Origin of the sequence: Bacillus sp. FSL M7-0307, from assembly GCF_038627835.1 — a bacterium.
Taxonomy (GTDB): domain Bacteria; phylum Bacillota; class Bacilli; order Bacillales; family Bacillaceae; genus Bacillus; species Bacillus altitudinis.
The window spans coordinates 2249810-2275135 of sequence record NZ_CP152023.1 but is presented as its reverse complement, the minus strand read 5'-3'; the positions used below and the strand labels follow the sequence as shown (position 1 = coordinate 2275135).

At 41.3% G+C, this 25326-nt stretch carries 28 protein-coding genes; 21 read left to right on the top strand and 7 right to left on the bottom strand.

Annotated elements, in window-relative coordinates; translation table 11 throughout:
* Positions 1-58 precede the first annotated feature (58 nt).
* The 3 genes from cccA (at position 59) to MHI41_RS11640 (ending at position 2369) form a co-directional block, all read left to right on the top strand.
* Entirely contained in the window at positions 59-418 is a 360-nt protein-coding gene (gene cccA / locus MHI41_RS11650; protein ID WP_008342390.1) for a cytochrome c550, read from the top strand.
* A 120-nt stretch (positions 419-538) separates the two neighbouring features.
* Positions 539-1255, top strand: a complete 717-nt coding sequence (locus MHI41_RS11645) for a tRNA (adenine(22)-N(1))-methyltransferase TrmK (RefSeq protein ID WP_017367620.1) — start codon at positions 539-541, stop codon at positions 1253-1255.
* Entirely contained in the window at positions 1248-2369 is a 1122-nt protein-coding gene (locus MHI41_RS11640) for a Nif3-like dinuclear metal center hexameric protein (protein WP_048001530.1), read from the top strand. Before MHI41_RS11645 ends, MHI41_RS11640 begins: the two co-directional genes overlap by 8 nt.
* A gap of 36 nt (positions 2370-2405) precedes the next feature.
* Here MHI41_RS11640 and MHI41_RS11635 read toward each other — a convergent pair whose 3' ends face one another.
* A complete protein-coding gene (locus MHI41_RS11635; protein ID WP_007501283.1) occupies positions 2406-3350 on the bottom strand; it encodes a 4-hydroxy-3-methylbut-2-enyl diphosphate reductase in 945 nt (314 codons plus the stop codon).
* Between the two features lie 156 nt (positions 3351-3506).
* Positions 3507-4202, bottom strand: coding sequence for a VrrA/YqfQ family protein (gene vrrA / locus MHI41_RS11630; protein WP_050827415.1), 696 nt, complete (start codon positions 4200-4202; stop codon positions 3507-3509).
* A 155-nt stretch (positions 4203-4357) separates the two neighbouring features.
* Here vrrA and MHI41_RS11625 point away from each other — a divergent pair, with 155 nt between their 5' ends.
* The gene (locus MHI41_RS11625; RefSeq protein ID WP_048001533.1) at positions 4358-5677 is read left to right on the top strand and encodes a DEAD/DEAH box helicase; all 1320 of its coding nucleotides are present in this window, start codon (positions 4358-4360) and stop codon (positions 5675-5677) included.
* Between the two features lie 9 nt (positions 5678-5686).
* Positions 5687-6580, top strand: a complete 894-nt coding sequence (locus MHI41_RS11620) for a deoxyribonuclease IV (RefSeq protein ID WP_048001534.1) — start codon at positions 5687-5689, stop codon at positions 6578-6580.
* 49 nt (positions 6581-6629) lie between these two features.
* Here the strand turns inward: MHI41_RS11620 and MHI41_RS11615 are convergent, their stop codons facing one another.
* Positions 6630-6884 (bottom strand): DUF2624 domain-containing protein, encoded by a 255-nt coding sequence (locus MHI41_RS11615; RefSeq protein WP_008342377.1) that lies wholly within the window; start codon positions 6882-6884, stop codon positions 6630-6632.
* A 140-nt stretch (positions 6885-7024) separates the two neighbouring features.
* Here MHI41_RS11615 and MHI41_RS11610 point away from each other — a divergent pair, with 140 nt between their 5' ends.
* The 5 genes from MHI41_RS11610 (at position 7025) to MHI41_RS11590 (ending at position 11144) form a co-directional block, all read left to right on the top strand.
* Positions 7025-7906, top strand: a complete 882-nt coding sequence (locus MHI41_RS11610; RefSeq protein ID WP_007501276.1) for a YitT family protein — start codon at positions 7025-7027, stop codon at positions 7904-7906.
* 136 nt (positions 7907-8042) lie between these two features.
* Complete coding sequence (locus MHI41_RS11605) at positions 8043-8819, top strand: ABC transporter ATP-binding protein (protein WP_008342368.1); 777 nt, start codon at positions 8043-8045, stop codon at positions 8817-8819.
* Entirely contained in the window at positions 8819-9679 is an 861-nt protein-coding gene (locus MHI41_RS11600) for a metal ABC transporter permease (RefSeq protein ID WP_007501274.1), read from the top strand. The genes MHI41_RS11605 and MHI41_RS11600 overlap by 1 nt, the downstream gene beginning before the upstream one ends.
* Positions 9657-10085 carry a Fur family transcriptional regulator gene (locus MHI41_RS11595; RefSeq protein ID WP_003217433.1) on the top strand — a complete coding sequence of 143 codons (429 nt, stop codon included), beginning with the start codon at positions 9657-9659 and terminating at the stop codon, positions 10083-10085. Before MHI41_RS11600 ends, MHI41_RS11595 begins: the two co-directional genes overlap by 23 nt.
* A gap of 141 nt (positions 10086-10226) precedes the next feature.
* On the top strand, positions 10227-11144 hold the full coding sequence (locus MHI41_RS11590; protein WP_048001535.1) for an ROK family protein: 918 nt from the start codon (positions 10227-10229) through the stop codon (positions 11142-11144).
* 227 nt (positions 11145-11371) lie between these two features.
* Here the strand turns inward: MHI41_RS11590 and MHI41_RS11585 are convergent, their stop codons facing one another.
* Positions 11372-11950, bottom strand: coding sequence for a nucleotidase (locus MHI41_RS11585; RefSeq protein WP_025207634.1), 579 nt, complete (start codon positions 11948-11950; stop codon positions 11372-11374).
* 139 nt (positions 11951-12089) lie between these two features.
* Between MHI41_RS11585 and MHI41_RS11580 the strand changes: the two genes are divergently transcribed.
* Entirely contained in the window at positions 12090-12452 is a 363-nt protein-coding gene (locus MHI41_RS11580; protein WP_008342359.1) for a DUF308 domain-containing protein, read from the top strand.
* Positions 12453-12500: 48 nt separating this feature from the next.
* Here the strand turns inward: MHI41_RS11580 and ispG are convergent, their stop codons facing one another.
* Together ispG and MHI41_RS11570 are read right to left on the bottom strand one after the other, a co-directional pair.
* Positions 12501-13616, bottom strand: coding sequence for a flavodoxin-dependent (E)-4-hydroxy-3-methylbut-2-enyl-diphosphate synthase (ispG, locus tag MHI41_RS11575; protein WP_008342357.1), 1116 nt, complete (start codon positions 13614-13616; stop codon positions 12501-12503).
* Positions 13617-13722: 106 nt separating this feature from the next.
* On the bottom strand, positions 13723-14025 hold the full coding sequence (locus tag MHI41_RS11570; RefSeq protein WP_019743867.1) for a hypothetical protein: 303 nt from the start codon (positions 14023-14025) through the stop codon (positions 13723-13725).
* 185 nt (positions 14026-14210) lie between these two features.
* On the opposite strand from MHI41_RS11570, the gene MHI41_RS11565 reads away from it, so the two are divergent.
* Positions 14211-14756, top strand: coding sequence for a GNAT family protein (locus MHI41_RS11565; protein WP_050827411.1), 546 nt, complete (start codon positions 14211-14213; stop codon positions 14754-14756).
* A gap of 39 nt (positions 14757-14795) precedes the next feature.
* Here the strand turns inward: MHI41_RS11565 and MHI41_RS11560 are convergent, their stop codons facing one another.
* On the bottom strand, positions 14796-15548 hold the full coding sequence (locus MHI41_RS11560; RefSeq protein ID WP_035390831.1) for a DUF1189 domain-containing protein: 753 nt from the start codon (positions 15546-15548) through the stop codon (positions 14796-14798).
* A gap of 143 nt (positions 15549-15691) precedes the next feature.
* On the opposite strand from MHI41_RS11560, the gene MHI41_RS11555 reads away from it, so the two are divergent.
* The 9 genes from MHI41_RS11555 to pstB (MHI41_RS11515) all read left to right on the top strand — a co-directional run bounded on the left by MHI41_RS11555 (position 15692) and on the right by pstB (MHI41_RS11515) (position 25293).
* Positions 15692-16177 carry a DUF456 domain-containing protein gene (locus MHI41_RS11555; RefSeq protein WP_041091011.1) on the top strand — a complete coding sequence of 162 codons (486 nt, stop codon included), beginning with the start codon at positions 15692-15694 and terminating at the stop codon, positions 16175-16177.
* A 183-nt stretch (positions 16178-16360) separates the two neighbouring features.
* Positions 16361-16969: a superoxide dismutase SodA gene (sodA, locus tag MHI41_RS11550; protein ID WP_007501264.1), complete on the top strand. Its 609-nt coding sequence runs from the start codon at positions 16361-16363 to the stop codon at positions 16967-16969.
* A gap of 123 nt (positions 16970-17092) precedes the next feature.
* Complete coding sequence (locus MHI41_RS11545) at positions 17093-18379, top strand: MFS transporter (RefSeq protein WP_025207632.1); 1287 nt, start codon at positions 17093-17095, stop codon at positions 18377-18379.
* 122 nt (positions 18380-18501) lie between these two features.
* Complete coding sequence (locus MHI41_RS11540) at positions 18502-20637, top strand: penicillin-binding protein 2 (RefSeq protein WP_017358000.1); 2136 nt, start codon at positions 18502-18504, stop codon at positions 20635-20637.
* Between the two features lie 214 nt (positions 20638-20851).
* On the top strand, positions 20852-21769 hold the full coding sequence (locus MHI41_RS11535) for a phosphate ABC transporter substrate-binding protein (RefSeq protein WP_017367609.1): 918 nt from the start codon (positions 20852-20854) through the stop codon (positions 21767-21769).
* 79 nt (positions 21770-21848) lie between these two features.
* Positions 21849-22775, top strand: coding sequence for a phosphate ABC transporter permease subunit PstC (gene pstC, locus MHI41_RS11530; RefSeq protein WP_017357999.1), 927 nt, complete (start codon positions 21849-21851; stop codon positions 22773-22775).
* Positions 22775-23659 carry a phosphate ABC transporter permease PstA gene (gene pstA / locus MHI41_RS11525; protein WP_035390827.1) on the top strand — a complete coding sequence of 295 codons (885 nt, stop codon included), beginning with the start codon at positions 22775-22777 and terminating at the stop codon, positions 23657-23659. The genes pstC and pstA overlap by 1 nt, the downstream gene beginning before the upstream one ends.
* A 32-nt stretch (positions 23660-23691) precedes the next feature.
* Positions 23692-24495: a phosphate ABC transporter ATP-binding protein PstB gene (pstB, locus tag MHI41_RS11520; protein WP_197077750.1), complete on the top strand. Its 804-nt coding sequence runs from the start codon at positions 23692-23694 to the stop codon at positions 24493-24495.
* Between the two features lie 15 nt (positions 24496-24510).
* Positions 24511-25293: a phosphate ABC transporter ATP-binding protein PstB gene (pstB, locus tag MHI41_RS11515; protein WP_017367606.1), complete on the top strand. Its 783-nt coding sequence runs from the start codon at positions 24511-24513 to the stop codon at positions 25291-25293.
* Positions 25294-25326: the final 33 nt, after the last annotated feature.

The following is a 25326-nucleotide window of genomic DNA, read 5'->3' as shown; positions in this document are numbered from 1 at the left end:
AATTAGAATTGTTTGCATAGTCTCAAAGGGGTTTTTCACAAAGGGGAGGATGAAAGAAATGAAACGGAATCCACTTATACCATTCTTATTGATTGCCATTTTAGGTATTGGACTCACTTTTTTCTTATCAATGAAGGGGCTGAAAGATGAAGACAAAATTGCCTCTGGGGGCAAAGAGCAAAAGCAAGAAGAGACCGCAAATGCAACGCCGGAAGAATTGTATAAGCAGAACTGTATTAGCTGTCATGGGGAAAACTACGAAGGTGGCGCTGGTCCTGCATTAAAAGGTGTTGGCGACAAGCTTGAAGTAGCAGACATCAAGAAGAAAATTCAAGAAGGCGGAAATGGGATGCCAGGCGGGCTAATTCCGAATGAAAAGCTCGATGAAATGTCAGAATGGGTATCCAAAATTAAATAATAAAGCGCAAAAAGCTCTTTTTCATCAGAAGAGCTTTTTTCATTTGAAAACGACTTTTAAAAAGTCCATAATTTATATAAGATAGACAAGTATGAACATTAAAGAAAAGTAGTGATATGGATGAATGAAATGAATTTGTCAAAACGATTAAAAAGAGTCGCAGACTTTTTACCAAAAGAGGCGGTCTTTGCTGATATTGGCTCAGATCATGCCTATTTGCCATGTTATGCGATATTACATCATAAAGCATTGAAAGCCATTGCTGGTGAAATTACTGATGGACCACTTCAATCTGCGAAGCAGCAAGTACATAGGCTTGAATTAGATGAGCAGATTTCAGTCAGAAAAGGAAATGGCCTTGAAGTGATTGAAAAAGGCGAGGTAAATGCTGTCACGATTGCAGGGATGGGCGGAGCACTTATTGCAAGCATTCTAAATGAAGGTAAACACAAGCTCACAGGGCAGGAGAGGCTTATTCTTCAGCCTAATATTCATGCCCACCATATTCGTTTATGGCTCTATCAAGAGGGGTATGAATTGATGGATGAAGTGATTTTAGAAGAGGATGGCAAAATATACGAAATCATCATTGCCGAAACTGGCGACAAAGATAAAGCCTATGAAGGCATGTCGATTGAAAAAGGCATGCTCGTTGGTCCGTTTCTTGCCAAAGAGCAAAATGATGTCTTCCGGCGCAAATGGATGAATGAGCTTCAGCACATGGAGCATATAGAAGGCCAGATTCAAAAAGCAGCGCCGACGGAAGAGAACAAAGAACGTCTGAAAGAGCTGAATGCGAAAATAAAAATGCTAAAGGAGGTTTTGACTGTTGGCTAAAACAGTGAACGGGCATGAAATCATCCAATTATTTGAGCAATTCTCACCAAAGGCATATGCGGTGGAAGGTGATAAAATTGGGCTCCAGATTGGAACGCTGAATAAAAAAGTGACCAATGTCATGATCACCTTAGATGTATTAGAAAATGTGGTAGATGAGGCAATTGAGCGGAAGGTGGATCTCATTATTGCCCACCATCCGCCAATTTTCCGTCCATTAAAACATGTGGCGACAGATCAGCCGGCAGGACGGATCATTGAGAAATGCATCAAACATGATATTGCGGTGTATGTAGCACATACAAACCTGGATGTGGCTGATGGAGGAGTCAATGACTTGCTTGCAGAGGCTTTAGAGCTCGGGGAAACAAAAGTGCTAGTTCCAACATACGAAGATCCAATTAAGCAGCTAGCTTTGTATGTCCCAGTGGAATTTGAAGAGGCCATCAGGACGGCTTTAGGAAATGCGGGAGCTGGCCATATTGGCAACTACAGTCATTGCGCTTTTTCAAATGAAGGGACAGGCAGTTTTCTGCCATCAGAAGAAGCTGTGCCATTTATTGGTGAGACGGGTAAATTGGAATTTGTGAAAGAAGTACGAATTGAAACCATTTTCCCAGCGAGTATTGAAAAACAAGTGATTCGTGAAATGATCAAAGCACACCCTTATGAAGAAGTGGCTTACAGTGTACACACGACAGATCTTCCTCCTATTCAAAAAGGCCTTGGCCGTATTGGAGAATTAAAAGAACCTATGACACTTAAAGACTTCACTCAATTTGTGAAAACGAAGTTAGATGTGAATGGAGCGCGTTTTGTAGGAGATCAGGAAGCGGTCGTGAAAAAAGTAGCTGTGCTTGGAGGAGACGGAAATAAATATATCCATCAAGCGAAAAGAATGGGTGCAGATGTGTACGTGACTGGCGACCTTTATTTCCATGTCGCTCACGATGCCATGATGCTCGGACTGAATGTAGTGGACCCAGGTCATTACGCAGAAAAGATCATGAAAGAGGGCGTGAAGACAAAGCTAGAATCGCTATGTACAGATAAAAAATATGATGTGCAATTCTTTGTATCAGAATCAAACACAAATCCGTTTCAATTTGTGTAAATAAAAACGTCAGAGCATAGCAGCTCTGACGTTTTTTTATTTCTTTGTTTTCACGCGAGGTAATATCTTAGAAAGAGGAACCGTCCGTTCAATTTTCCATGTCGATTCATCATCAGGTTCATAGTTTTCTAAGAAACGAATGACTTCTTTTGTAATAGGTGTTGGTGTGGAAGCACCTGCAGTAACGGCAACTGTTTTTACACCTTGGAGCCATTCAAGCTTTAACTCACTGAGATCACCAATTCGGTAAGCCTGCGTTCCTGCAATCTCCATTGACACTTGCGCCAGACGATTTGAGTTATTGCTTTTTGGATCGCCGACCACAATGGTCAGATCGGCTTGGCCTGCTTGCTGTGACACAGCTTCCTGACGTACCTGTGTCGCAAGGCAGATTTCTTGATGGTACTCGACGTGAGGGTATTTTTCTTTAATGAGCTCCATCAGATCATGAACATCCCACTGAGACATTGTCGTCTGATTGGTGATGAGTAGTTTATCTGACGTTAAATCGAGCGCTTTAATATCAGCTTCTGTTTCGACAAGGTGCACTTTGTCAGGTGCAACACCGACGGCTCCTTCTGGCTCAGGGTGCCCCTTTTTCCCGATATAAATAATGTCATATCCATCAGCTGTTTTTTCTGAAATGAGTTCATGTGTTTTCGTGACATCTGGACACGTCGCATCAATGGCGACAAGGCCTTTTTCTTCTGCAATTTGACGGACTTCAGGAGATACGCCGTGAGCGGTGAAAATCACTGTGCCACTTTCAACCTGTTTTAAAATATCTAGACGGTTTGGTCCGTCCAGTGTGTAAATTCCATCTTCTTCGAAGGCATCTGTGACATGTTTGTTGTGCACAATCATACCTAATATATAAATTGGGCGTGGCAAGTTTTTATCAAGTGCGGCATTTTTAGCAATGACCATTGCATCTACAACGCCATAGCAATAGCCACGCGGCGAAATTTTAATTACATTCATTTATTCGTCCTCCTGTAGGGAAGTGCTGCTAGAGAAGAACAATATAAAAAGCCGTGAAAAACGGCTTTTGATCATTCTCTTCCTTCATTATAGCCAAAGTAAGCGCATATATCAAAGATTGTTATACATGGGAAACACTTCGCCTTTAAAAGATCACTAGACATATAGTTTCGGAATGGAACTGCCCGATCTTTTTTTCGGTTTTGCTTCAGGAGCAGATGATGTGTGTACAGTCCCTTTTTTGACAAGGATGTCCTCTGGTTCTTCTTCTTTTCCTTCTTCTATTTCATCATCAACCGGTTCGTGCGGAACGTCTGTTTCTGCAGTGATTTCTTTTGGTTCTTCGTCTGCATCATTCGTATTTGTTTCATCATCATCCGCACTGCCAAGCTGGCTATAGAGTTTAATCATGGCAGGCAAATTTCTGACTAAAGGACCGTATTGCTGAATCATAGGCGTGAATTGCTGCGCCATTCCGAGTACTTTTTGAACATTTCCTAACATGCTTGAAAGGTTCGCAGGGTTTGCGAAGCTCTGGATTCCTTGTAATCCCGCACCACCTCCAGCTCCAGAGATCCCTGCTCCTCCAGCTCCAGGAAGAAATTTTGCCAGCATGCCCTTAATTCCGGCGCCGCCGCCTAGTGCTCGGCTTTCGCCTCCAGGAATGCCACCCATCCCGCGTAGACCGCCGCGAGGCATCATTTGTTGAAATTGGTTGCCTTGCCCTTGAAAAGGCTGTTCGATCGGAGCCTGCTGTCTCCGTTGAAAAATCCCGGGCTGACCGCCATTTCCAAGGTGCCGGCGTGAGGGACGATGCGGCTGAAAATCGCCCATAGGCCTTTGCCCTAACATACTTGTACCTCCCTTACTGCATTCTCTTTCTCTTCATAGGTTATGCAGGGAAGTATCATTTGGTTTCCTGTGAGAAAAGCGGACATGGTTTTTTTGCTGAAAATCAGCTATAATGAGGAGATGAGCAAAAAGGCATTGCCTTAAGGAGTGAAAACATGAAAGAAACGAAATTTACGACATATGAATTAAAGTCTTTTATTATAGATGCTATTCATGAACTGGGCTTTTATGAGCCGACTGATATTCAAAAAAGAATCATCCCTGCTGTTTTAAAAGGTGAAAGCGTGATTGGACAGTCACAAACAGGGACAGGGAAAACCCATGCGTATTTATTGCCGCTTATTCATTCAATTGATCCAAGCAAAGAGCAAGTACAAGTGGTCATTACTGCACCAACACGAGAATTAGCGAATCAAATTTTTAAAGAAGCACAAACGATCTTAAAAAATACGTCTCCAGAAGAAGAAATCAAGGCAAAGCTTTACATTGGCGGAACGGACAAGCAGAAATCCATTCAAAAGCTAAAGAATCAGCCGCACTTAGTGGTCGGCACTCCTGGACGTATTGCTGATCTTATTCATGAGCAAGCGCTGAATGTGTACAAAGCAACATCTCTTGTCATTGATGAAGCAGACCTTATGCTAGATATGGGCTTTTTAGAAGATGTGGATCGTATTGGTTCACAAATGCCAGAACAGTTGCAAATGCTCGTGTTCTCAGCAACTATTCCAGAAAAATTAAAACCTTTCCTCAAAAAATATATGGATAATCCGAAATATGCACATGTTGAACCGAAACGCATTACGGCTGAAAACATTCAGCATATTTTAGTTCCATCTAAACAACGTGATAAATTAAAATTACTTCATGAAATGGTGACGAATGTACAGCCTTATTTAGGGATCATCTTTGCCAATACAAAATCAACTGTTGATGAAATTGCCTCATTCCTACAGGAAAAAGGAATGAAAATTGGGGTGCTTCATGGCGGTTTAACGCCTCGTGAACGTAAAAAAGTGATGAAACAAATTGAAGATTTGGAGTTCACCTATATTGTGGCATCTGATCTTGCTGCCCGCGGGATTGATATTAAGGGCGTCAGCCACGTGATTAACTATGAGCTCCCATCCGATCTTGATTTTTATGTTCACCGTGTGGGAAGAACGGCTCGCGCTGGTTCATCTGGCATTGCAATGACCATTTATGATCTCGCTGATGAGGATGCACTCGTTCAAATTGAAAAAATGGGTGTTGTGTTTGAAAACAAAACAATTGTTCATGGCGAATGGCGAGATGCAGATGATCGTTTGAAGCGTCAAAGACGTAAAAAAGCACCAAATGAAATTGAAGAAAAAGCAAAACGCCTTGTCAGAAAACCGAAAGCCGTCAAACCTGGATATAAAAAGAAAATGACACGTGAGATGGATAAGATCAAAAGACAAGAACGTAGAAAGTCAAAGCGTAACGGAAAGTAGGGGGACACATTGTTGAAGATTGGATCACATGTATCCATGAGCGGAAAACATATGCTTCTTGCAGCGAGTGAGGAAGCTGCCTCTTATGGTTCAAATACTTTTATGATTTATACAGGTGCACCGCAAAATACGCGCCGTAAAAAAATTGAAGATCTCAATATTGAAGCTGGACAAACGCATATGAAAGAGCATGGTATGACAGATATCGTCGTTCATGCACCGTATATTATCAATATTGGGAACACAGTGAATCCAGCGACATTTGAGCTTGGAGTGGACTTCCTTCGCTCTGAGATAGAGCGTACAGAAGCGCTAGGTGCAAGACAAATTGTTCTTCATCCAGGTGCGCATGTCGGAGCAGGTGCAGATGCTGGAATTCAAAAAATCATTGAAGGTCTCAATGAAGTCATTGTGAAGGGGCAGGAGGTTCAAATTGCGCTGGAAACAATGGCGGGAAAAGGATCAGAGTGCGGAAGAAGCTTTGAAGAGCTTGCCCAAATTATTGACGGTGTGACACATAACGAAGCACTTTCTGTTTGCTTTGATACGTGTCACACGCACGATGCAGGTTATCCCATTGTGAGTGATTTTGATGGAGTTTTAGAAGAATTTGATCGAATTGTCGGGATCGACCGAATCAAAGTTCTTCATATTAATGATAGTAAAAATGTACAAGGCGCAAGAAAAGACCGACATGAAAATATCGGTTTTGGAGAAATTGGTTTTGATGCCCTGAGCTATATCGTTCATCATCCACAGCTTCAAGATGTGCCGAAGATTCTAGAAACGCCTTATGTAGGTGAAGATAAAAAGAACAAGAAACCACCTTATAAATTCGAAATTGCGATGTTGAAAGAAAAGCAATTTGATGAAGGTTTACTAGATAAGATTACGGGTCAATAAAAAGTGCATGCAATGTGATGAGGTGCCGCTAAATGCGGCCCTTTTTTGCCTAATTTGTGAACTGATTAAACAGATCGTTGACGGTCTGTGCAGTTTGTTTAGACGTAATCGCTTCCACTTGCTTAAGCAACCGGTTGCGCTCTGCATCGTTAAAAATATTGACGTTTTTCCCATTCATGAGTTTGGCGACTTCAGCAGCCTGATTGGATGTTAAACTGACCCCATACTGTTTCGCATACCTTAACAAGTCATTTGCTGTGATCTGATTCAGACGCTGCAACACAATTTTTTGGATTAAAATCAATTCCATTCCTCCCCTCTGTATCAATGTATGGGCGAAAACGGAAAATGTGCAAAAAATTTTATTTTACTCTGTGAAATGATAAAATAGTAAAGTGAATAAAATGTTCATTGAAAACTAAACATGTGTAGAAGGGAGAACGTATGGCAAATAGTAAACAGCATAAAAAGGAATCAGTGCCTCATTTTATTTTGAGAATTTTTCTGATTCTAGTAGGAGCTGCATGTGCAGCAGTCAGCATTGAATTATTTTTAGTGCCAAACAATATTATTGATGGAGGCATCATCGGTATTTCGCTTATTTTGGATTATCTTTTTACGGATAACCCATTCATTAATTTTGCGACGATTGTTGTCATTTTAAATATTCCATTTATGATATCAGGATACAAACATATTGGGAAAACCTTCTTGATTTCCACTGTGATTGGGATTGTCAGCTTGGCCGTGATTGAATCTTCACTCCATCATGTAGAAGCATTTACGACGCAGCCGATTTTAGCTACTGTATTTGGAGGGCTGTTACTCGGGTTTGGCGTTGGGCTTGTTATACGGAATGGAGGCTCAATGGACGGAACGGAAATTTTAGGAATTCTGCTGACGAAAAAAATTCCTTTCTCCGTCGGTGAGTTTGTCATGATCGTCAATGTGTTCATTTTTATTTGGGCGGGCTTTGTCTTCGGACCGGAGCAAGCTATGTATTCTGTCATGACATATTATTTGGCAATGAAAACAATTGATGCTGTCATTCAAGGACTAGATGAAACAAAAGCTGTCATTATCGTTTCGGATTATTATGATGAAATTTCAGATGCGATTCTTCATCGTCTCGGCAGGGGAACGACCAAGCTTAGAGGAAAAGGCGGTTATACCGATGAAGAAAAAGATGTCATTTACGCCGTCGTGACAAGACTTGAAATTACGAAGCTGAAATCTATTGTGTTTGAAATTGATGGTCAAGCCTTTATTACGATTATGGATACGCATGAAACAAAAGGCGGTAAATTCAAAACAGCCATTCATTAGCTTTTATTTTACTTTTTTATCTTTCTTTTATATAATGAAATGTATGTATGGACAAAGAAAATGGCTTTTGCCATTTTCTTTTTGTTGTATAAATCGTAATCATTCTTTTTATATTGGATTAAAGGTGGAAAGATTTATGGCAAAGCCAATTATTGAAATGAAGGACATTTCGTATTCATATGGACAGCGAAATGTCATCGATCACATTCATTTAACGGTAGAGGAAGGAAACTTTCTAGCACTTGTTGGACCGAATGGATCTGGTAAAACAACCTTATTAAAATGCCTGCTTGGCTTGATTAAACCCCAGCAGGGAGAATTGAAGCTGTTTGGCACACCTGCTCAAAAATTTAAAGACTGGGATCAAATTGGATTTGTTTCTCAAAAGGCGAATAGCTTTAATACAGGGTTTCCTGCTTCTGTATACGAGGTCGTGGCAAGTGGTTTAACGGCGAAGATTGGTTTATTCAAACGCATGAGTAAGCAGGATAAGCTTCAAGTAGATGAGGCCATACGCTCAGTTGGCATACAAGACTTAAAACACCAAAACATTGGTGAGCTTTCAGGCGGTCAGCAGCAGCGTACATTTATTGCCCGTGCACTCGTCAGTCAGCCGAAGCTGCTTATTTTAGATGAGCCGACAGTTGGGGTAGACCAAAGAACAGTAGAGGGCTTTTATCAGCTGTTAGAAACATTGAACAAAGAAAAAGGGATGTCTTTAATTCTCGTTACACATGACGTAGGAACCGTTTCTGACAAAGTCACGCATGTGGCTTGTTTAAATCAGACACTTCATTTTCATGGAGATGCGGAAACGTTTGATTCGATGGATGATCAGGCGCTTTCTCAGTTTTACGGGCATGACATTCAAGTGATTCATCACGATCATCACCATCATGGGGGACATGAATAATGCTATTTCCATTTTTTCATTATGAATTTTTACAAAATGCGTTTATCGCAGGGATGCTGATCGGCTTTATTGCGCCCTTGCTTGGTGTATTTATTGTCGTGAGAAGGCTCTCTCTCATCGCAGATGCGCTTAGTCACGTGTCACTTGCTGGGATAGCGGCAAGTTTATTCCTTGATAAAAAATTTGGACTTTTGACAGGGGTTAGCCCGCTTTACTTAGGAATGGCTTTTTCTGTGGCTGGCTCGTTGTTTATTGAACGTCTGCGCTCTGTGTATAAACATTATCAGGAGCTGGCGATTCCCATTATTTTATCAGGTGGTATTGGGATCTCTGTTATTTTCATTTCACTTGCAAATGGTTTTAATACAGATTTGTTCAGCTATTTGTTCGGAAGTGTCAGTGCGGTTTCAAGGCTCGATCTTTGGATCATTGTTGGGATCTCACTAGTCGTTGTATTAGTGGTTGTGCTCTTGTATAAAGAATTGTTTTTGCTTTCTTTTGATGAAGAACATGCGAAGGCTTCTGGTATTTCAGCTAAGTGGATTCATTTTATTTTTATTTTAGTCGTTGCACTTGTCATCGCAGCATCGATGCGTATTGTTGGTACACTCCTAGTGTCCGCACTCATGACACTGCCAGTTGCGGCAAGTATTCGGATTGCCAAAGGGTTTAAACAGGCGATTTTCCTTTCCATCTTATTTGGGGAATTGTCTGTCATGGTCGGCTTGATTTTAAGTTATTATCTTGATTTAGCGCCGGGTGGAACCATTGTGATGCTGTCTATTTTGATTTTAATCGGGTGTATTAGTATTGGGAAATTCAGAAGGGGGAATCATCATGAACGTACAAGAAGCGCTTGATTTATTAAAGGAAAAAGGCTATAAATATACAAGCAAACGTGAAGATATGCTTCAATTGTTTTCTGATTCTGATAAATACTTGACCGCTAAAAATGTATTAACAGCATTAAGTGAAGACTACCCAGGGCTTAGCTTTGATACGATTTATCGAAACCTGTCTTTATATGAAGATCTTGGGATATTAGAGACAACGGAATTATCAGGGGAGAAACTGTTCCGTTTTAAATGTTCGTTTTCCCATCATCATCACCACTTTATTTGTTTGACATGCGGTAAAACAAAGGAAATCGACGCTTGCCCTATGGACAAGCTTGATGCTGATCTAGAGGATTATCACATTAGCGGACATAAATTTGAGATTTACGGAACGTGTCCTTCTTGCGAACCGAAGGAAGTTCATTCATGAAAGAAGCCAGCCGATGGGCTGGCTTTTTGTTTTGTCATGTTGAAAACGTTTTACAAAGGATAGCTGTTTCATTAAAATGAGAACAACAGATCATCTATAGAAGCAGATTTGAGTCTTTAGAAATAGGGGGAGGGGTCAAAAGTGGCGTATTATATCGTATTCGATGTAGGCGGGACAAAAACAAAGCATGGGGTCATGGATCGAAATGGTGAGCTGATCACGAGCGGCGACTACGAAACAAACTGCCGGCAGCTTGAGCCGTTTTTAGAGGACATGGAGAACGTGGTGAAAGAGTATCAAAGGACTTGGGATATCAAAGGGATTGCGATGAGTCTTCCGGGGTTTGTTGACAGTCAAACGGGTTATACGGAATTTGCAGGAGCGATTATTGCTTTAAATGGCCAAAATGTCAAAACGCTTTTGGAAGAAAAAACATCACTTCGTGTAGAAGTAGAAAATGATGCGAACTGTGCAGCTCTGGCTGAAAAATTTAGTGGTCATGCGAAAGAGTGTGACAGCTTTATATGTATGACGCTTGGGACTGGTGTCGGCGGCGGTATTTTTGCAGGCGGAGAGCTTGTTCGCGGTGCCTCTTTTCGCGGCGGTGAATTTGGCATGATGCTGACAGAAACAGAAAACGGTCAGTTTACGACACTCAACAGCAGTGCTTCGACAGCTGGATTGATACGAAGCTACAAAGAGCAGCAGGGAATTCCACAAAGTCAGCAAATCGACGGTCAAGAGATCTTTGAAAAAGCCAAGCATGATCCGGCCATTGAGAAGATGATCGATCAGTGGTACAAACGAATCGCAATTGGCATTTACAATGTGGCAACTGTTCTCAATCCAGAGAAAATCCTCATTGGCGGGGGCGTGAGTGCAAGGCCCGATTTGATTCCAAACATTGAGAAACATTTACATACTTTGCATGCATGGAAAAACATACAGGTGACACTGGAAACGTGCTACTACTTCAATCAGGCAGGCATGATGGGTGCACTTTACCATTTTTTAATAAAAGAAGGACATTATCGTACAATCCAAAAGCCGATACATTAAACGTATCGGCTTCAGCGTGTAGACAAACCCTCGCATTCTTTGTCAGTCCTGCGTTCCGGTGCTCACGAATGTCAAATTCGCTCCGCTCCAGTACTCGTCCTTCCTAGGGCTGCAAAGGTTTTCTATCACGCTGAAACGAAGACAAAGGGCTAAAATAAAGTTCATTTTAGCCCTTTGTCAACAATCTGAAGCCGATACATTAAAAACGTATCGGCTTTTAATCTGTTTTAGTAAGCAGTTTGCAGACGCTTTTCATACTGTTTGATCCATTGGGATGCTTCTTGCCAGTTATTAACCCGAATGATCCGTTCATCAATTGGCATTTGATTATACGGTGAGTTAAACAGAATCACTGGAATGTCAGCTTCTTTTGCAATCATTGTGGCATTGCCATGGTGATCTTCAAAAAACACATCGATCTTATGTTTTTGAACAGCTGCCACCTTATGATGTCCGCCAACAAGCTCGATGTCGTCATAATGGACATGATTCTCCTCAAACCATTTGTAGGTGATGTCTGAGTGATGCTGCCTTCTGGCTGTGATATAAATCAATTGATGATGATGTTTCATTTGATTGAGGATTTCTTTTGCACCCTCGGCAGGCTTTGCCTGTTTATAAATAAGAGGCTCATACTCATTCATCCAGCCCCAAAATTCTTCATTTGAAATCTTTAAAAGCTTCGTCAAATCATATTCCGTCATATCATCTAGTGTGATGTCACATTGAAACGACTCATTTAAGTAGGGGACAAAGGTGTCCTGCGCCGTGACTGTGCCATCGATATCAATTCCTAAACGTAACATGCCCACACTCCTCATATTTATCCTCTTAAAGTGTAACATAATCAATTCACATTTCCAGCAAGTTTTAGCAAACATGAAACAGACATTTTTGCTCATACTAAAAAAGCTCCTTTCTATTAACCAAAAGGGGGAATTGATCATGGAAAGAGACGAAGATTTCAGAAGAAATGATCGTGAAATCGACACACACTTTAGTAATGATGATGGCTATTTAGAGGAAACAGCTGCTGAAATTGCAGAGCCATATCAAGCATCGAGAGATCGTGAAGACAGAAGAGAACGTGACCATGTAGGTGACGATTCAGGCAGTAAGGGGATAGGCTATACAGCACTCGCGATCGCGATTATCTCACTATTTGTCTTGCCGGTGCTATTAGGCGTAGCGGCAATCGTCGTTGGTTATATTGCAAGAAGAAAAGGAGCACATGCGCTTGGCGCATGGTCAATCGGGATCGGAATCGTTTCCGTCATCCTCGGCATCTTTATCACCCCGTTCTTTTAACAGGACAGGAACAGAAAAACGCCTGACAGTGATGTCAGGCGTTCTTTGTTATGCGTTCGCTTGTTTTGCTTTTTCAGCTTCCATTTTCGCATAATGTTCTTCAGCGATTTTATCGATTTCTTTTTTCAGTTCTTCGACCATTGTTTCTTCTGGTACTTTCCGAACAATTTCACCTTTGCGGAATAAGAGGCCTTCACCTCTAGCACCAGCGATGCCGATATCAGCTTCACGCGCTTCACCCGGACCGTTTACAGCACATCCGAGAACAGCAACTTTAATTGGTGCTTTAATTTTAGAAATATATTCTTCGACTTCATTTGCAATGCTAATGAGGTCAATTTCAATTCGTCCACAAGTTGGACAAGAGATGAGTGTTGCTGCATTTGATGCAAGACCAAATGATTTTAATAATTCACGTGCCACTTTGACCTCTTCGACCGGGTCAGCACTTAATGAAATACGGAGTGTGTTACCAATCCCCATATTCAAGATTGCGCCAAGACCAGCTGCACTTTTGACAGTACCTGCAAATAACGTACCTGATTCTGTAATCCCAAGATGAAGAGGATAATCAAAGGCTTTTGCCGCTTTTTCGTATGCCTCAATCGCAAGGTTTACATCAGATGCTTTCATACTGACAATGATGTCATGAAAGTCTAGGTCTTCTAAAATTTTAATGTGATGCAGTGCACTTTCAACCATACCATCTGCTGTTGGATAGCCGTATTTATCAAGAATCTTTTTCTCGAGCGAACCGGCGTTTACCCCAATACGAATTGGAATGCCTTTTTCTTTTGCCGCTTTCACAACAGCTTCGACTTTTTCTCGTCTTCCGATGTTTCCTGGGTTGATACGAATTTTGTCTGCACCTGCTTCAATCGCTTTCAGTGCAAGCTTGTAGTCAAAATGAATGTCGACAACAAGGGGAATGTTGATTTGTTTTTTAATGTCCGCAATCGCATTTGCTGCACGCTCATCTGGGCATGCGACACGCACGATTTGACAGCCAGCTTCTTCTAAACGTTTAATTTCAGCTACTGTCGCTTCGACATCATGTGTTTTGGTTGTCGCCATACTTTGAATGACGACTTCATTGTTTCCACCTATAGTTAAAGGTCCCACTTTGACGGGACGCGTTTTTGTACGATGTGTGACTTCACTCACTTGTCAATCGCTCCTTAGTGTACATGCAATTCGTTTGCAGTGTACGACGTGTTTTACATCTCATATTGTAACAGTCTCTTCGTATGAATGACAAGGAATTAACGTTTTATCTCTTATAGACCGGAAACTTGTATGTGCTGCCTGCCCGAATTTCGTTCGCTTTGACGCCTTTATTCAGTGCTTCAAAGTCTTCGATCACTTCATCTAATGGCTTACTTGTATGTACGATAGAGACGACGGTTTGACCTTGTTTAACAGTGACAGTTTTATATGCCTGTTTATCAGCTGTTTGAAAGGCGCTGGCGGGAACAGCAGGGCCTTCCTGAACGGGGATCGTTCCATTTTTCAAATCAAAAAAGATAATAAAGAGGACAAACAAACTGACTAGTAAAAAAATAATTCGCCGCATTTTACTCACCGCTTTTAAGAGTTTACTTCAGTGTATGCATGTCCTGAGTTGATAGAACCAAAAAGAGTGAAAAAGCTAGGGAAGGGCTGTTCTAGTGAGTTCTAGTATGACTTGTAATCGGAAAAATCTTTGATAAGCCGAAGCGCTTTCTTTATTATGATAAAATAAAAAAAGGGGGAGAGTATATGAAGAAAATCAGTCAGAATATATATGTAAGAACACTAACAGAAAGTGATGCAGAAGCTCTATTAACACTTGAACGAGAGAATCGCACCTATTTTCAGCAATTTACACCTTTGGTTCAGGATGATTTTTTTACTGTACCTCGTCAAAAGGAACGGATTAACCGCAGTATGCAAAGGCGTGCAAAAGATGAAGCCTATATGCACGGTATTTTCTTAAATGAAACAGATGCATTAATTGGAACGATCTCACTCCATTCTGTTGAAAGAGGACCGATTCAAGGGGCATTGCTTGGATATGTGCTTGATGAAAGGCAAGGCGGGAAGGGGTATATGACAGAGGCGATTCGTTTGATTATCGATTATGCCTTTTATGAACTGTACCTTCACCGTATTGAGGCTGGCGTAAAACCATCTAACATTGGTTCCATTCGTGTGCTTGAGAAGACAGGGTTTGAAAATGAGGGACTTCATCGTAAAAAAGTAAAGATCAATGATAAGTGGGAGGATCACTATTTGTTTGCGATCATCCATCCAGATGAGTCATAGGGTCAAAACAAATAAAAAAGCTCCCCGAAATGAGGGAGCTTATTTTTTTGCAGGTATTTCTTTAACGACAAGATATAAGAAAATAAAGTTAATCACCCAATTTAATAAAAATGAGTTCGCAACCGGCGTGTTTAATGCACTCATGATGGCGAAAAAGACGGTTGTTAATGTGAGTGAATAGGCAGAGAGCTTCCAAAGCATTTGAAAGGACAGCTCTTTTTGCTGCATTCGTTTAATAAATGTACCAAGCATGGCTAGGAATGTTGCGCTGATGAACATGAGAGCAGCAGTAGATAGGTACAGCAGGACACAAATGACAGGGATAATGATCGCTTGATTCTGGTTTGTGACGCTGGCAAGTTCATCTTTTGTGAGTGTTCCGCCAAGCAGCTGGTATGGAATATCTGTCATTTGTCCGTCAATGGCAATCACTGCTTTTTCTTTCAATAACGCAATGGCTGTTTGTTTTGATTCAAGCTCACTTGATTTTATTTTTTCAGCGGGATCAAAGATAATCGTGATGCCGTTTTCTTCTTTTTCGATCGGCGTGCTTTGATCCGCTTGAAGCGTTCCTTTTTCAATGGAAAAGTCGGGTAAATCTTTTTTTATCACATGCTGAAATCCTGACATCGCATTTGAAATCTCTTTGCTCATATGATAGCCCTGGGGGACAGCTGCGATGATCGAAAGGATAAAGATGAATAAAATGGCCTTTCCAATCCCAGTAAAACGTGCTCTGGCAATATCTTTTGGTGAATAAATTCCTTTTAACAATAAACTAAATACGTTCAACCGATTCACTTCCTACATTCTTTTCTATTTCTCACATTGTATCAATGTCTATCCATCCAGTACAAGTACGGCCTTCATTGCTGGTTAAGATAGAAGGAATGAGGCATAATGTATACAGCATATAAAAAGGAGGCGGCTGCGGATTGGACGTGCTGTATTGGATTTTGATCGGCTGTGCATTTATCATTGCGTTTGTGGGACTTGTCTATCCAATCATTCCTAGTGTGGTTTTCATGGTTCTTGGGTTTATTTTATATGGGTTCTTTTTTAGCTTTGAGAAATTGACGCTCACCTTTTGGCTCATTCAAGCCATGTTTACAGCTGTGTTATTTGCCGCGGATTATGTCTCCAATCTGATTGGGGTGAAACGCTTTGGCGGCAGCCGGGCGGCCATTTGGGGAAGTACCATTGGGCTTTTAGCCGGTCCTTTTGTGATTCCGATTGCTGGAATTATCATTGGTCCATTTATCGGCAGTGTCATCGCAGAGCTGCTCGTTCATCAAAAAGATCTGAAGACAAGTGTGAAAGTTGGGCTTGGCTCATTAATTGGTTTTGTGTCAGGCGTATTTGCAAAAGGGTTGATTCAAGCACTGATGCTGGGAATCTTTTTGTTTTATGTGCTTCGCTAAATGGAAAATCGGTGTTTAAAACTCTTTCTGAAGGGTTAAATACAAAATAAACACTGAAATGTTTCAGATCATGAGCAATAACGTTGAAACAAGCCGTTTCTTTTGATACTCTTTGATTAGGGTGAATTGCTTGCTTACTAAGGAAGCATTTCAGTACATACATTTCTAAGGAGGAATTTAACCATGGCTTTTAAACTTCCAGAATTACCATATGCTTACGATGCATTAGAACCACATATCGACAAGGAAACAATGACGATTCACCACACAAAACACCATAACACTTATGTAACAAACTTAAACAAAGCAATCGAAGGTGTATCAGCTCTTGAAGATCAATCAATTGAAGAGCTAGTGGCTAACTTGAACTCTGTGCCTGAAAACATTCGTACAGCTGTACGTAACAATGGCGGAGGACATGCGAACCACTCATTATTCTGGACGCTTCTTTCACCAAACGGTGGCGGCGCACCAACTGGTGAACTTGCAGATGCGATCGAAAAAGAATTAGGCGGATTTGAAAAATTCAAATCTGATTTCGCTGCAGCAGCTGCAGGACGCTTTGGTTCTGGTTGGGCATGGCTTGTTGTGAACAATGGCAAACTTGAAATCACAAGCACACCAAACCAAGATTCTCCTTTAACTGAAGGAAAAACACCAATCCTAGGACTAGACGTTTGGGAGCATGCTTACTACCTAAACTACCAAAACCGTCGTCCTGATTACATTTCAGCATTCTGGAATGTTGTGAACTGGGATGAAGTGGCTCGCCTTTACAGCGAAGCTAAATAAATGATTTGATTTGAAAAGACCTGCTTCTCTCTGAGAGCGGGTCTTTTTATATTTTCCCTCCTTTTTTTACATATCTGCCTTTTGATGAGACAGACTATTGTGTAGAAAAGGAGAATGAATGATATGAGCAGATTAAAGAAAATGTTCGGGGACATGGATGTCACAAGAGATTTATTGCTCCTCCTCACGATTGGCGGATTATACGCACTTGCGATTGCGCTTTCGAATACGTTTGTGAACGTGTATTTATGGAAACAGTCTGGGCGATTTACAGACCTTGCGATTTATAACTTGGCAATTGTTGTCCTTCAGCCCATTACCTTTTTATTTGCTGGACGGCTCGCTAAAAAAATAGATCGTGCATTTGTCCTTCGTTTCGGTGTCATCTTCTTAGCCGCTTTTTACTTAATTGTTCTCATGGCAGGAGAGCAAGCGGCAGCTCGGCTCGTGTTATTAGGCAGTGTGCTTGGAATCGGCTATGGTTTTTACTGGCTTGCCTTTAACGTGCTCACTTTTGAGATTACTGAACCTGAAACAAGGGATTTCTTTAATGGATTTTTAGGAGTGCTTACCTCTACAGCCGGTATGATCGGGCCGCTCATTGCAGGAATTGTCATTTCTCAATTAACGGATGATACAGGCTATACAGTAATTTTCACTTTATCGCTTTTTTTGTTTTCACTAGCGGTTGTGATGAGTTTTTTCCTCAAGAGGAGACAATCAAAAGGAAAATTTATCATTAAGCAAATTTGGAAAGAGCGCCATGCGGACGAGAATTGGCGTAAGATCACAACTGCTCACTTTTTTCAGGGGCTCCGTGAAGGCGTGTTTGTCTTTTTAATCAGTGTCTTTGTGTTTATTGCAACAAACAGTGAGCTTGCTTTAGGCACATTTGGTCTAGTCAATTCAGGTGTTGCCTTTTTTGCCTATTTTTTTGCTACTCGTTTGATTAAGAAAAAATGGCGCAAAAAAGCGATTATGTTTGGCGGGCTTATTTTATACGGCGCTTTATTTTTAATCGTCTTTCACTTGTCCTATGTATCACTGCTTATGTACGCAGTAGCCATTGCGATCGGCTACCCGCTTCTGCTAGTTCCGTATGTCTCTTTAACTTACGATGTCATCGGTCATGCCAGATATGCAAGAAAAGCCCGAATTGAATATATTGTCGTCAGAGAACTATTTTTAAATGCAGGGCGTATTTGTTCGATTGTCTTTTTTCTTTTATCTGTCACCTTACTGGGCGATCGGCTTGGGATTCCTGCTTCACTTGTCATACTCGGAGCGGGGCACACCCTTATTTATTATTTTGTAAAGGACATTCATTTAAAAGAGAAAACAGCTGATATAGAAGAGGCTGACGGTCAAAAGCCTGTTTCTCAAACGAACCTTATGAAGGGAGAAAGGTAAAATTTCTTACCAATGGAACATCAAATTTCTAGATAAATGATAGAAAAACCGCTAAAATGATGATGGCACCTTTTATACATAAAAAGGGGTGCCATTTCTTTCTTGATAGAAAAGGTGATGTGATGAGAAACAAGAAAAACAAAAAAGACGCGAAGGAAGGGCGCAAAACACTTCCGATCCGGCTGAATTTATTATTTTTAGCTGCGTTCATTATTTTTACCGGTGTTGTGGTCAGACTCGGTTTTGTGCAGATTGTGAATGGAGAAGATTATAAAAAGCAGGCAGAAAAACAAGAAGACGTGAATGTCAGTTCATCTGCTCCGCGCGGAAAAATTTATGATCGAAACTATAACACGATTGTCAGCAATAAAGCGCTAAATGCCATTACATATACGAGAACCTCGACGACTTCACAAGAAGAGCGGCTCAAAGTGGCAACAAAATTAGCGGATATGATTCACGTAAGTACGAAGAAAATCACAGATCGTGATAAAAAAGATTTCTGGATCTTAACCCATCCGAATGAAGCGAAAAAGCTTGTTCAAAAAGAAGCCGATTTAAAGGGTGACGATAAGGTCTCTGATGATAAACTATACGAGCTCCAGCTGAAACGCATCACAGACAAGGAATTAAATCAACTGACGAAAAAAGATTTGCAAGTGCTTGCGATTAAAAGACAAATGGATGCAGGCTATGCACTTACGCCTCAATTCATAAAAAATGAAGACGTTAAACCAAGTGAAATTGCTTACGTCTCTGAGCATTTGGACGAGCTACCAGGTGTAGATGTCACAACAGACTGGTCACGCAGCTATCCTTATAAAGGACTGCTCCGCAGTATGCTCGGCAGTGTGTCTTCAAGTGATGAAGGTCTTCCGTCATCACTGCTTGAACATTATCTATCTCTCGGCTACAGCCGAAATGATCGTGTAGGAAAAAGCTATCTTGAATATCAATATGAAGATGTGCTACAAGGTCAAAAAGAAAAAGAACAAAGTACAACGGATAAAGAAGGCAATGTCACAAGCTCTAAAGTGTTAACAGAAGGAAAGAGCGGGAAAGACCTTGTGCTGACGATTGATATTCAGCTGCAAAAAGCGGTGGAAAAAATCATCGAAAAGAACTTGAAAAGTGCGAAGCAAAGAGGCGGAACAGAACTTCTTGATCGTGCGTTTGTTGTCATGATGGACCCGAGAAATGGGGAAGTGCTCTCGATTGCGGGTAAACAGATTACCAATAAGAATGGGACATACAAATTTGATGACTATGCACTAGGAACGATGACATCATCATATGCGATGGGATCAGCAGTAAAAGGGGCAACTGTACTGACAGGTTATAAAACAGGCGTCCTTCACATTGGAAGCACCCAATACGATGAACCGCTCTATATCGCTCAGTCACCGCCGAAAAAATCCTATCAAAATATGGGACTCATTAATGATTTAACCGCACTAGAACGTTCATCAAACGTGTATATGTTTAAAACAGCGATTGCAATCGGGAAAGGGGAATATCGTAAGAATCAGCCGCTCCCAATTGATACAAAGGCGTTTGATACGTTCCGTTACAATTTTAGTAAATTTGGTCTTGGAGTTGAGACAGGTATTGACCTGCCAAACGAAGCAACTGGCTATCGTGGAACGTCTACACAATCCGGTCTTTTACTTGACTATGCGATTGGACAATATGACACGTTTACACCGCTACAAATGGCGCAATACGTTTCAACGATTGCCAATGGCGGCTATCGTTTACGTCCTCAGCTCGTAAAAGAAGTGAGAGAGCCAGATCCGCAAAGAGGCATTGGGGCTGTAACGGAGTCCGTCAAGCCGGATGTACTGAATAAGCTCGATATGACAAGTGATGAGATCAAACGCGTACAGCAAGGATTCAAGCTTGTGATGCAGAACCCAAGAGGGACAGCATATTCGAACTTTGGCAACAAAAAATATAATCCAGCTGGCAAAACAGGGACCGCTCAATCATTCTATGACGGCCCGATTAAAAGCAAACGCGGCACACCGACATATAACACAACACTTGTTGCGTATGCGCCTGCTGATAATCCAGAAGTAGCGATTTCAGTTGTCGTGCCTTGGGTGTATCAAGATTACAACCAGCGCTATCCGATTACAAATGATATTGGTGAACAAGTATTAGACAAGTACTTTGAACTGAAATCGAAACAGGAAAGCAACGACACACAAGCGAAGAACAAAAACAAAATTGAAAATGAAGCAGAAACAAATAACTAGACCTATTCTAGGTAAAAACGCTCACTTTTTGTGGGCGTTTTTTTATATTTTCTTCAAACTTTTCGATATAAATTGACAAAAATCATAAAAAACCCCGCAATTTCTCTACAAATCTTCGACATTTACAAAACCTTAACATTCCATTTAAACGAAATTAATAAAGAACCTTTAATGTATTACTCGTAGGACAAATTATTCAGGGGGTATTCTTGAAATGAAAAAGAACAAATTATGGCTGCTTACTTTCCTTACTATCGCATTGTTAGCATTCGTCACAGCATGCGGAAACAGCAGCTCAAGCGGAGATTCAAAAGACAGTAAAGGAAATGCTTCAAACAAAGATGAGGCATCAGGTTCCATTACCATCTCAGGATCATCTGCGATGCAGCCTTTAGTTCTTGCGGCAGCAGAAAAATTCATGGATAAACATCCAAAAGCCGATATTCAAGTACAAGCCGGCGGTTCAGGAACAGGACTTTCTCAAGTATCAGAAGGATCTGTACAAATTGGGAACTCAGATGTATTCGCAGAAGAGAAAGACGGAATCGACGCAAAAGCTTTAAAAGACCACAAAGTAGCAGTTGTTGGAATGGCTGCAGCTGTTAACCCTGAAGTTGGTGTCAAAGACATCACAAAGGACGAATTGAAAAAAATCTTCACTGGTAAAATCAAAAACTGGAAAGAGCTTGGCGGGAAAGACCAAAAAATCACACTTGTGAACAGACCTGACTCATCAGGAACTCGTGCAACATTTGTGAAATATGCACTTGACGGCGCGACACCTGCAGAAGGAATCACAGAGGATTCTTCAAATACAGTGAAAAAGTTGATTGCAGAAACACCAGGTGCGATTGGGTACCTAGCATTCTCTTATTTAACAGATGACAAAATTACACCGCTTAGCATTGATGGTGTGAAACCAGAAGAAAGCAATGTAGAAAGCGGTAAATATACAATTTGGGCATACGAGCACTCTTATACAAAAGGTGAGCCAGAAGGTTTAGCAAAACAATTTTTAGATTACTTGATGAGTGACGAAGTACAAAAAGAAATCGTTAAAGACCAAGGCTACATCTCAGTCTCTAATATGAAAGTAGAAAGAGACGCAACAGGCAAACAAACAGATAAGTAAAAGGTCTTGAATTGATGATGAAGGAAAAGTGGAGCTTTTCACTTTTCCTTTTATGACATTCATAGGAGTGTAGAAAAAGATGAAACAGATAGAACATACAGAAGCGAGCGATCGACTGATCAGCTCGAAAAAAAATAGGCAAATGGATGAAGTAAGAGGAAGTATTTTGGTGAAGTTTTGCGCATTCTTAATGATTGCTGTATCAATTGCCATCACAATCTTCCTTGGTATTAAGGGTTTACAATCTTTCATCGTAAATGGTGTAAGCCCAATTGAGTTCTTAACCAGTATCAATTGGAACCCTACAGCAGAAAATCCGCAATACGGCGCATTTCCGTTTATCTTTGGATCAATCGCTGTCACGCTTCTATCAGCACTCATAGCAGCACCGCTAGGCATCGCAGGAGCGATCTTTATGACAGAAATTGCACCTGCATGGGGACGAAAAATTCTCCAGCCAGTGATTGAACTGCTTGTAGGGATTCCATCCGTTGTTTACGGATTCATAGGTCTTACAGTATTGGTGCCGTTTATTGGACACTTCAAGTCAAGCGGTTCAGGGCACAGTGTTTTAGCAGGAACGATTGTCCTGTCTATTATGATTCTGCCGACTGTTACATCCATTGCAACTGATGCAATGGCTTCACTTCCAAAAAGTTTACGTGAGGGATCGTATGCATTAGGCGCAACAAGATGGCAAACGATCAGACGTGTTCTTGTACCGGCAGCGCTTCCGACATTAATGACAGCGGTCGTGCTTGGAATGGCAAGAGCATTTGGAGAAGCCCTTGCCGTTCAGATGGTCATTGGAAACACGCGTAATCTACCAGAAAGTATTATGGACACAGCTGGTACATTAACAACCATTATTACGTTAAACATGGGACATACAACGTATGGAAGTGTTGAAAACAATACACTTTGGTCAATGGGACTTGTCCTTCTAGTTGTATCATTTATGTTCATACTCATTATCAGATACTTGTCATCTAGGAGGAAGATTTAATGAATAGCAAAATGACCGATCGTTTTGCCACAATCGTTTTTGGATTATGTGCCGTCATTATTACGGCGATACTTGTTGGCTTGTTTTCTTATATCATCTTCAACGGTGCCAAAGAATTAAATTTTGACTTTTTGACTACCCGCTCAAGTGCGATTGGCTCTGGCGGCGGTATCAGGGATCAGCTGTTTAACTCGTTTTACATTCTATTTATTACGATGCTGTTTACTGTGCCTCTTGGCGTGGGCGGTGGGGTGTACATGGCAGAATATGCACCTCAAAACAAAGTGACTGATTTTATTCGTACATGTATTGAAGTGTTATCGTCTCTGCCATCGATCGTCATCGGTATGTTTGGTTTGCTGATGTTTGTTAATTTAACAGGATGGGGCTATACGATCATCGGAGGAGCCCTTGCGCTGACTGTCTTTAATCTGCCAGTGATGGTCAGGGTGACAGAAGATGCACTTCGATCTGTACCGAAGGATCAAAAGGAAGCATCGCTTGCGCTCGGTGTGACAAAGTGGCATACAGTGAAGACGGTTCTGATCCCAGGTGCGATTCCATCCATTATTACAGGAGCGATTTTAGCATCGGGAAGAGTTTTCGGTGAGGCGGCTGCTCTTCTTTTCACAGCAGGTCTTTCAACACCGCGTCTTGATTTTACAAACTGGAGTCCTTTCTCCGATACGTCACCACTGAATATTTTTAGACCGGCAGAAACATTAGCCGTTCATATATGGAACGTCAATACACAGGGGATTATTCCAGATGCAGAGGCCATTGCAAATGGTGCATCAGCCGTACTTGTGCTCTCTGTATTAGTATTCAACTTAGCAGCTAGATGGCTTGGTTCATTTATTCATAAGAAGCTTACGTCAAAATAAATAGTGAGAGGTGTGAAGGGGATATGGTTCAAATGCTAGCAGAAAAAAAAGAGATTGCAGCAAAAAAGGCTCCACTTCAAGCGGAACAGATTCTACAGGTGCAGGATTTAAGTATTTATTATGGTGAAAAAAGAGCGGTCAATCAAATTTCATTTGAAATTGAAAAAAATGCAATCACTGCACTAATCGGCCCATCAGGGTGCGGAAAATCGACTTTTTTACGCAGCATTAACCGCATGAACGACCTGATTCCAGGTGCACGAAGTGAAGGGGCGATCATGTACGAAGGGTTAAATATTTTGGATGACCGTATTAATGTGGTGAATTTAAGAAGAGAAATCGGGATGGTCTTCCAAAAGCCAAATCCATTTCCTAAATCTATCTACAACAACATTACGCATGCGCTAAAATATGCGGGTGAAAAAAGGAAATCAGTGCTTGATGATGCGGTAGAAGAAAGCTTAACAAAGGCAGCGCTATGGGATGAGGTCAAAGATCGTTTGCACCGCTCTGCCTTATCATTATCAGGTGGCCAGCAGCAGCGTCTCTGTATTGCACGTACCCTTGCGATGAAACCTAGCGTGCTTTTATTAGATGAACCGGCTTCTGCCTTAGACCCGATCTCAAATGCAAAAATTGAAGAGCTATTATCGGAATTGAAACATGATTATTCGATTGTCATTGTCACACATAATATGCAGCAAGCGTTACGTGTATCTGATCATACAGCCTTTTTCCTGAACGGTGATCTAGTGGAATACGATGCGACTGAACGTATCTTTACACGTCCTGAGCAGCAAAAAACAGAAGACTATATTAATGGTCGATTCGGATAAGGCGGGTGGATTTTGATGAATGCAGTAGCAACTGAAACAGCCAAAAAAGAAGTGTTTCGTGTGAATGATATGAACCTTTGGTACGGACAGCATCACGCACTGAAGCATATTGATTTAGACATTAAAGAGCATGAGGTCACAGCGATTATCGGTCCGTCCGGCTGCGGAAAGTCAACATTTATAAAGACCTTAAATCTCATGGTCAAAACAGTGCCAGGTGTGAAAATCACCGGGGATATGATGTATAACGGTGACAATATTTTAAAAGGCCGTGTCGATCTAGTGGAACTGCGTAAAAACGTCGGGATGGTCTTTCAAAAAGGAAACCCATTCCCTCAATCTATCTTTGATAATGTCGTCTACGGGCCAAGAATTCACGGGGTGAAGAGCAAGCAGCAATTGAAAGAAATTGCTGAAAAAGCGCTTCGTGATGTTGCCCTTTGGGATGAAGTGAAAGATCGATTAAGTGCGCCTGCATTAGGTCTTTCCGGCGGTCAGCAGCAGCGTCTTTGTATCGCAAGAGCCATTGCCACAAGCCCGGATATTCTATTAATGGATGAACCAACATCTGCGCTTGATCCTGTTTCAACATTAAAGATTGAAGAATTAATCATGAAACTGAAAGAGAAATATACGATTGCCATTGTGACGCATAATATGCAGCAAGCGGCAAGGGTATCCGACCGAACAGCGTTCTTCTTGATGGGCGAGCTTGTTGAGGTCAATGATACGAATGTGATGTTCTCAGAGCCAAATGATCAAAGAACAAATGATTATATATCAGGACGATTTGGATAATCAAAAACCCCCTGGAGGTCAATGCCGCCAGGG

Bases quoted from the DNA above. Each gene is read 5' to 3' on its own strand.
- cccA (WP_008342390.1), top strand. From the start codon at position 59: ATGAAACGGAATCCACTTATACCATTCTTATTGATTGCCATTTTAGGT.
- MHI41_RS11645 (WP_017367620.1), top strand. From the start codon at position 539: ATGAATGAAATGAATTTGTCAAAACGATTAAAAAGAGTCGCAGACTTT.
- MHI41_RS11635 (WP_007501283.1), bottom strand. From the start codon at position 3,350: ATGAATGTAATTAAAATTTCGCCGCGTGGCTATTGCTATGGCGTTGTA.
- vrrA (WP_050827415.1), bottom strand. From the start codon at position 4,202: ATGTTAGGGCAAAGGCCTATGGGCGATTTTCAGCCGCATCGTCCCTCA.
- MHI41_RS11625 (WP_048001533.1), top strand. From the start codon at position 4,358: ATGAAAGAAACGAAATTTACGACATATGAATTAAAGTCTTTTATTATA.
- MHI41_RS11610 (WP_007501276.1), top strand. From the start codon at position 7,025: ATGGCAAATAGTAAACAGCATAAAAAGGAATCAGTGCCTCATTTTATT.
- MHI41_RS11605 (WP_008342368.1), top strand. From the start codon at position 8,043: ATGGCAAAGCCAATTATTGAAATGAAGGACATTTCGTATTCATATGGA.
- MHI41_RS11600 (WP_007501274.1), top strand. From the start codon at position 8,819: ATGCTATTTCCATTTTTTCATTATGAATTTTTACAAAATGCGTTTATC.
- MHI41_RS11595 (WP_003217433.1), top strand. From the start codon at position 9,657: ATGAACGTACAAGAAGCGCTTGATTTATTAAAGGAAAAAGGCTATAAA.
- MHI41_RS11585 (WP_025207634.1), bottom strand. From the start codon at position 11,950: ATGTTACGTTTAGGAATTGATATCGATGGCACAGTCACGGCGCAGGAC.
- MHI41_RS11580 (WP_008342359.1), top strand. From the start codon at position 12,090: ATGGAAAGAGACGAAGATTTCAGAAGAAATGATCGTGAAATCGACACA.
- MHI41_RS11570 (WP_019743867.1), bottom strand. From the start codon at position 14,025: ATGCGGCGAATTATTTTTTTACTAGTCAGTTTGTTTGTCCTCTTTATT.
- MHI41_RS11565 (WP_050827411.1), top strand. From the start codon at position 14,211: ATGAAGAAAATCAGTCAGAATATATATGTAAGAACACTAACAGAAAGT.
- sodA (WP_007501264.1), top strand. From the start codon at position 16,361: ATGGCTTTTAAACTTCCAGAATTACCATATGCTTACGATGCATTAGAA.
- MHI41_RS11545 (WP_025207632.1), top strand. From the start codon at position 17,093: ATGAGCAGATTAAAGAAAATGTTCGGGGACATGGATGTCACAAGAGAT.
- MHI41_RS11540 (WP_017358000.1), top strand. From the start codon at position 18,502: ATGAGAAACAAGAAAAACAAAAAAGACGCGAAGGAAGGGCGCAAAACA.
- MHI41_RS11535 (WP_017367609.1), top strand. From the start codon at position 20,852: ATGAAAAAGAACAAATTATGGCTGCTTACTTTCCTTACTATCGCATTG.
- pstC (WP_017357999.1), top strand. From the start codon at position 21,849: ATGAAACAGATAGAACATACAGAAGCGAGCGATCGACTGATCAGCTCG.
- pstA (WP_035390827.1), top strand. From the start codon at position 22,775: ATGAATAGCAAAATGACCGATCGTTTTGCCACAATCGTTTTTGGATTA.
- pstB (WP_197077750.1), top strand. From the start codon at position 23,692: ATGCTAGCAGAAAAAAAAGAGATTGCAGCAAAAAAGGCTCCACTTCAA.
- pstB (WP_017367606.1), top strand. From the start codon at position 24,511: ATGAATGCAGTAGCAACTGAAACAGCCAAAAAAGAAGTGTTTCGTGTG.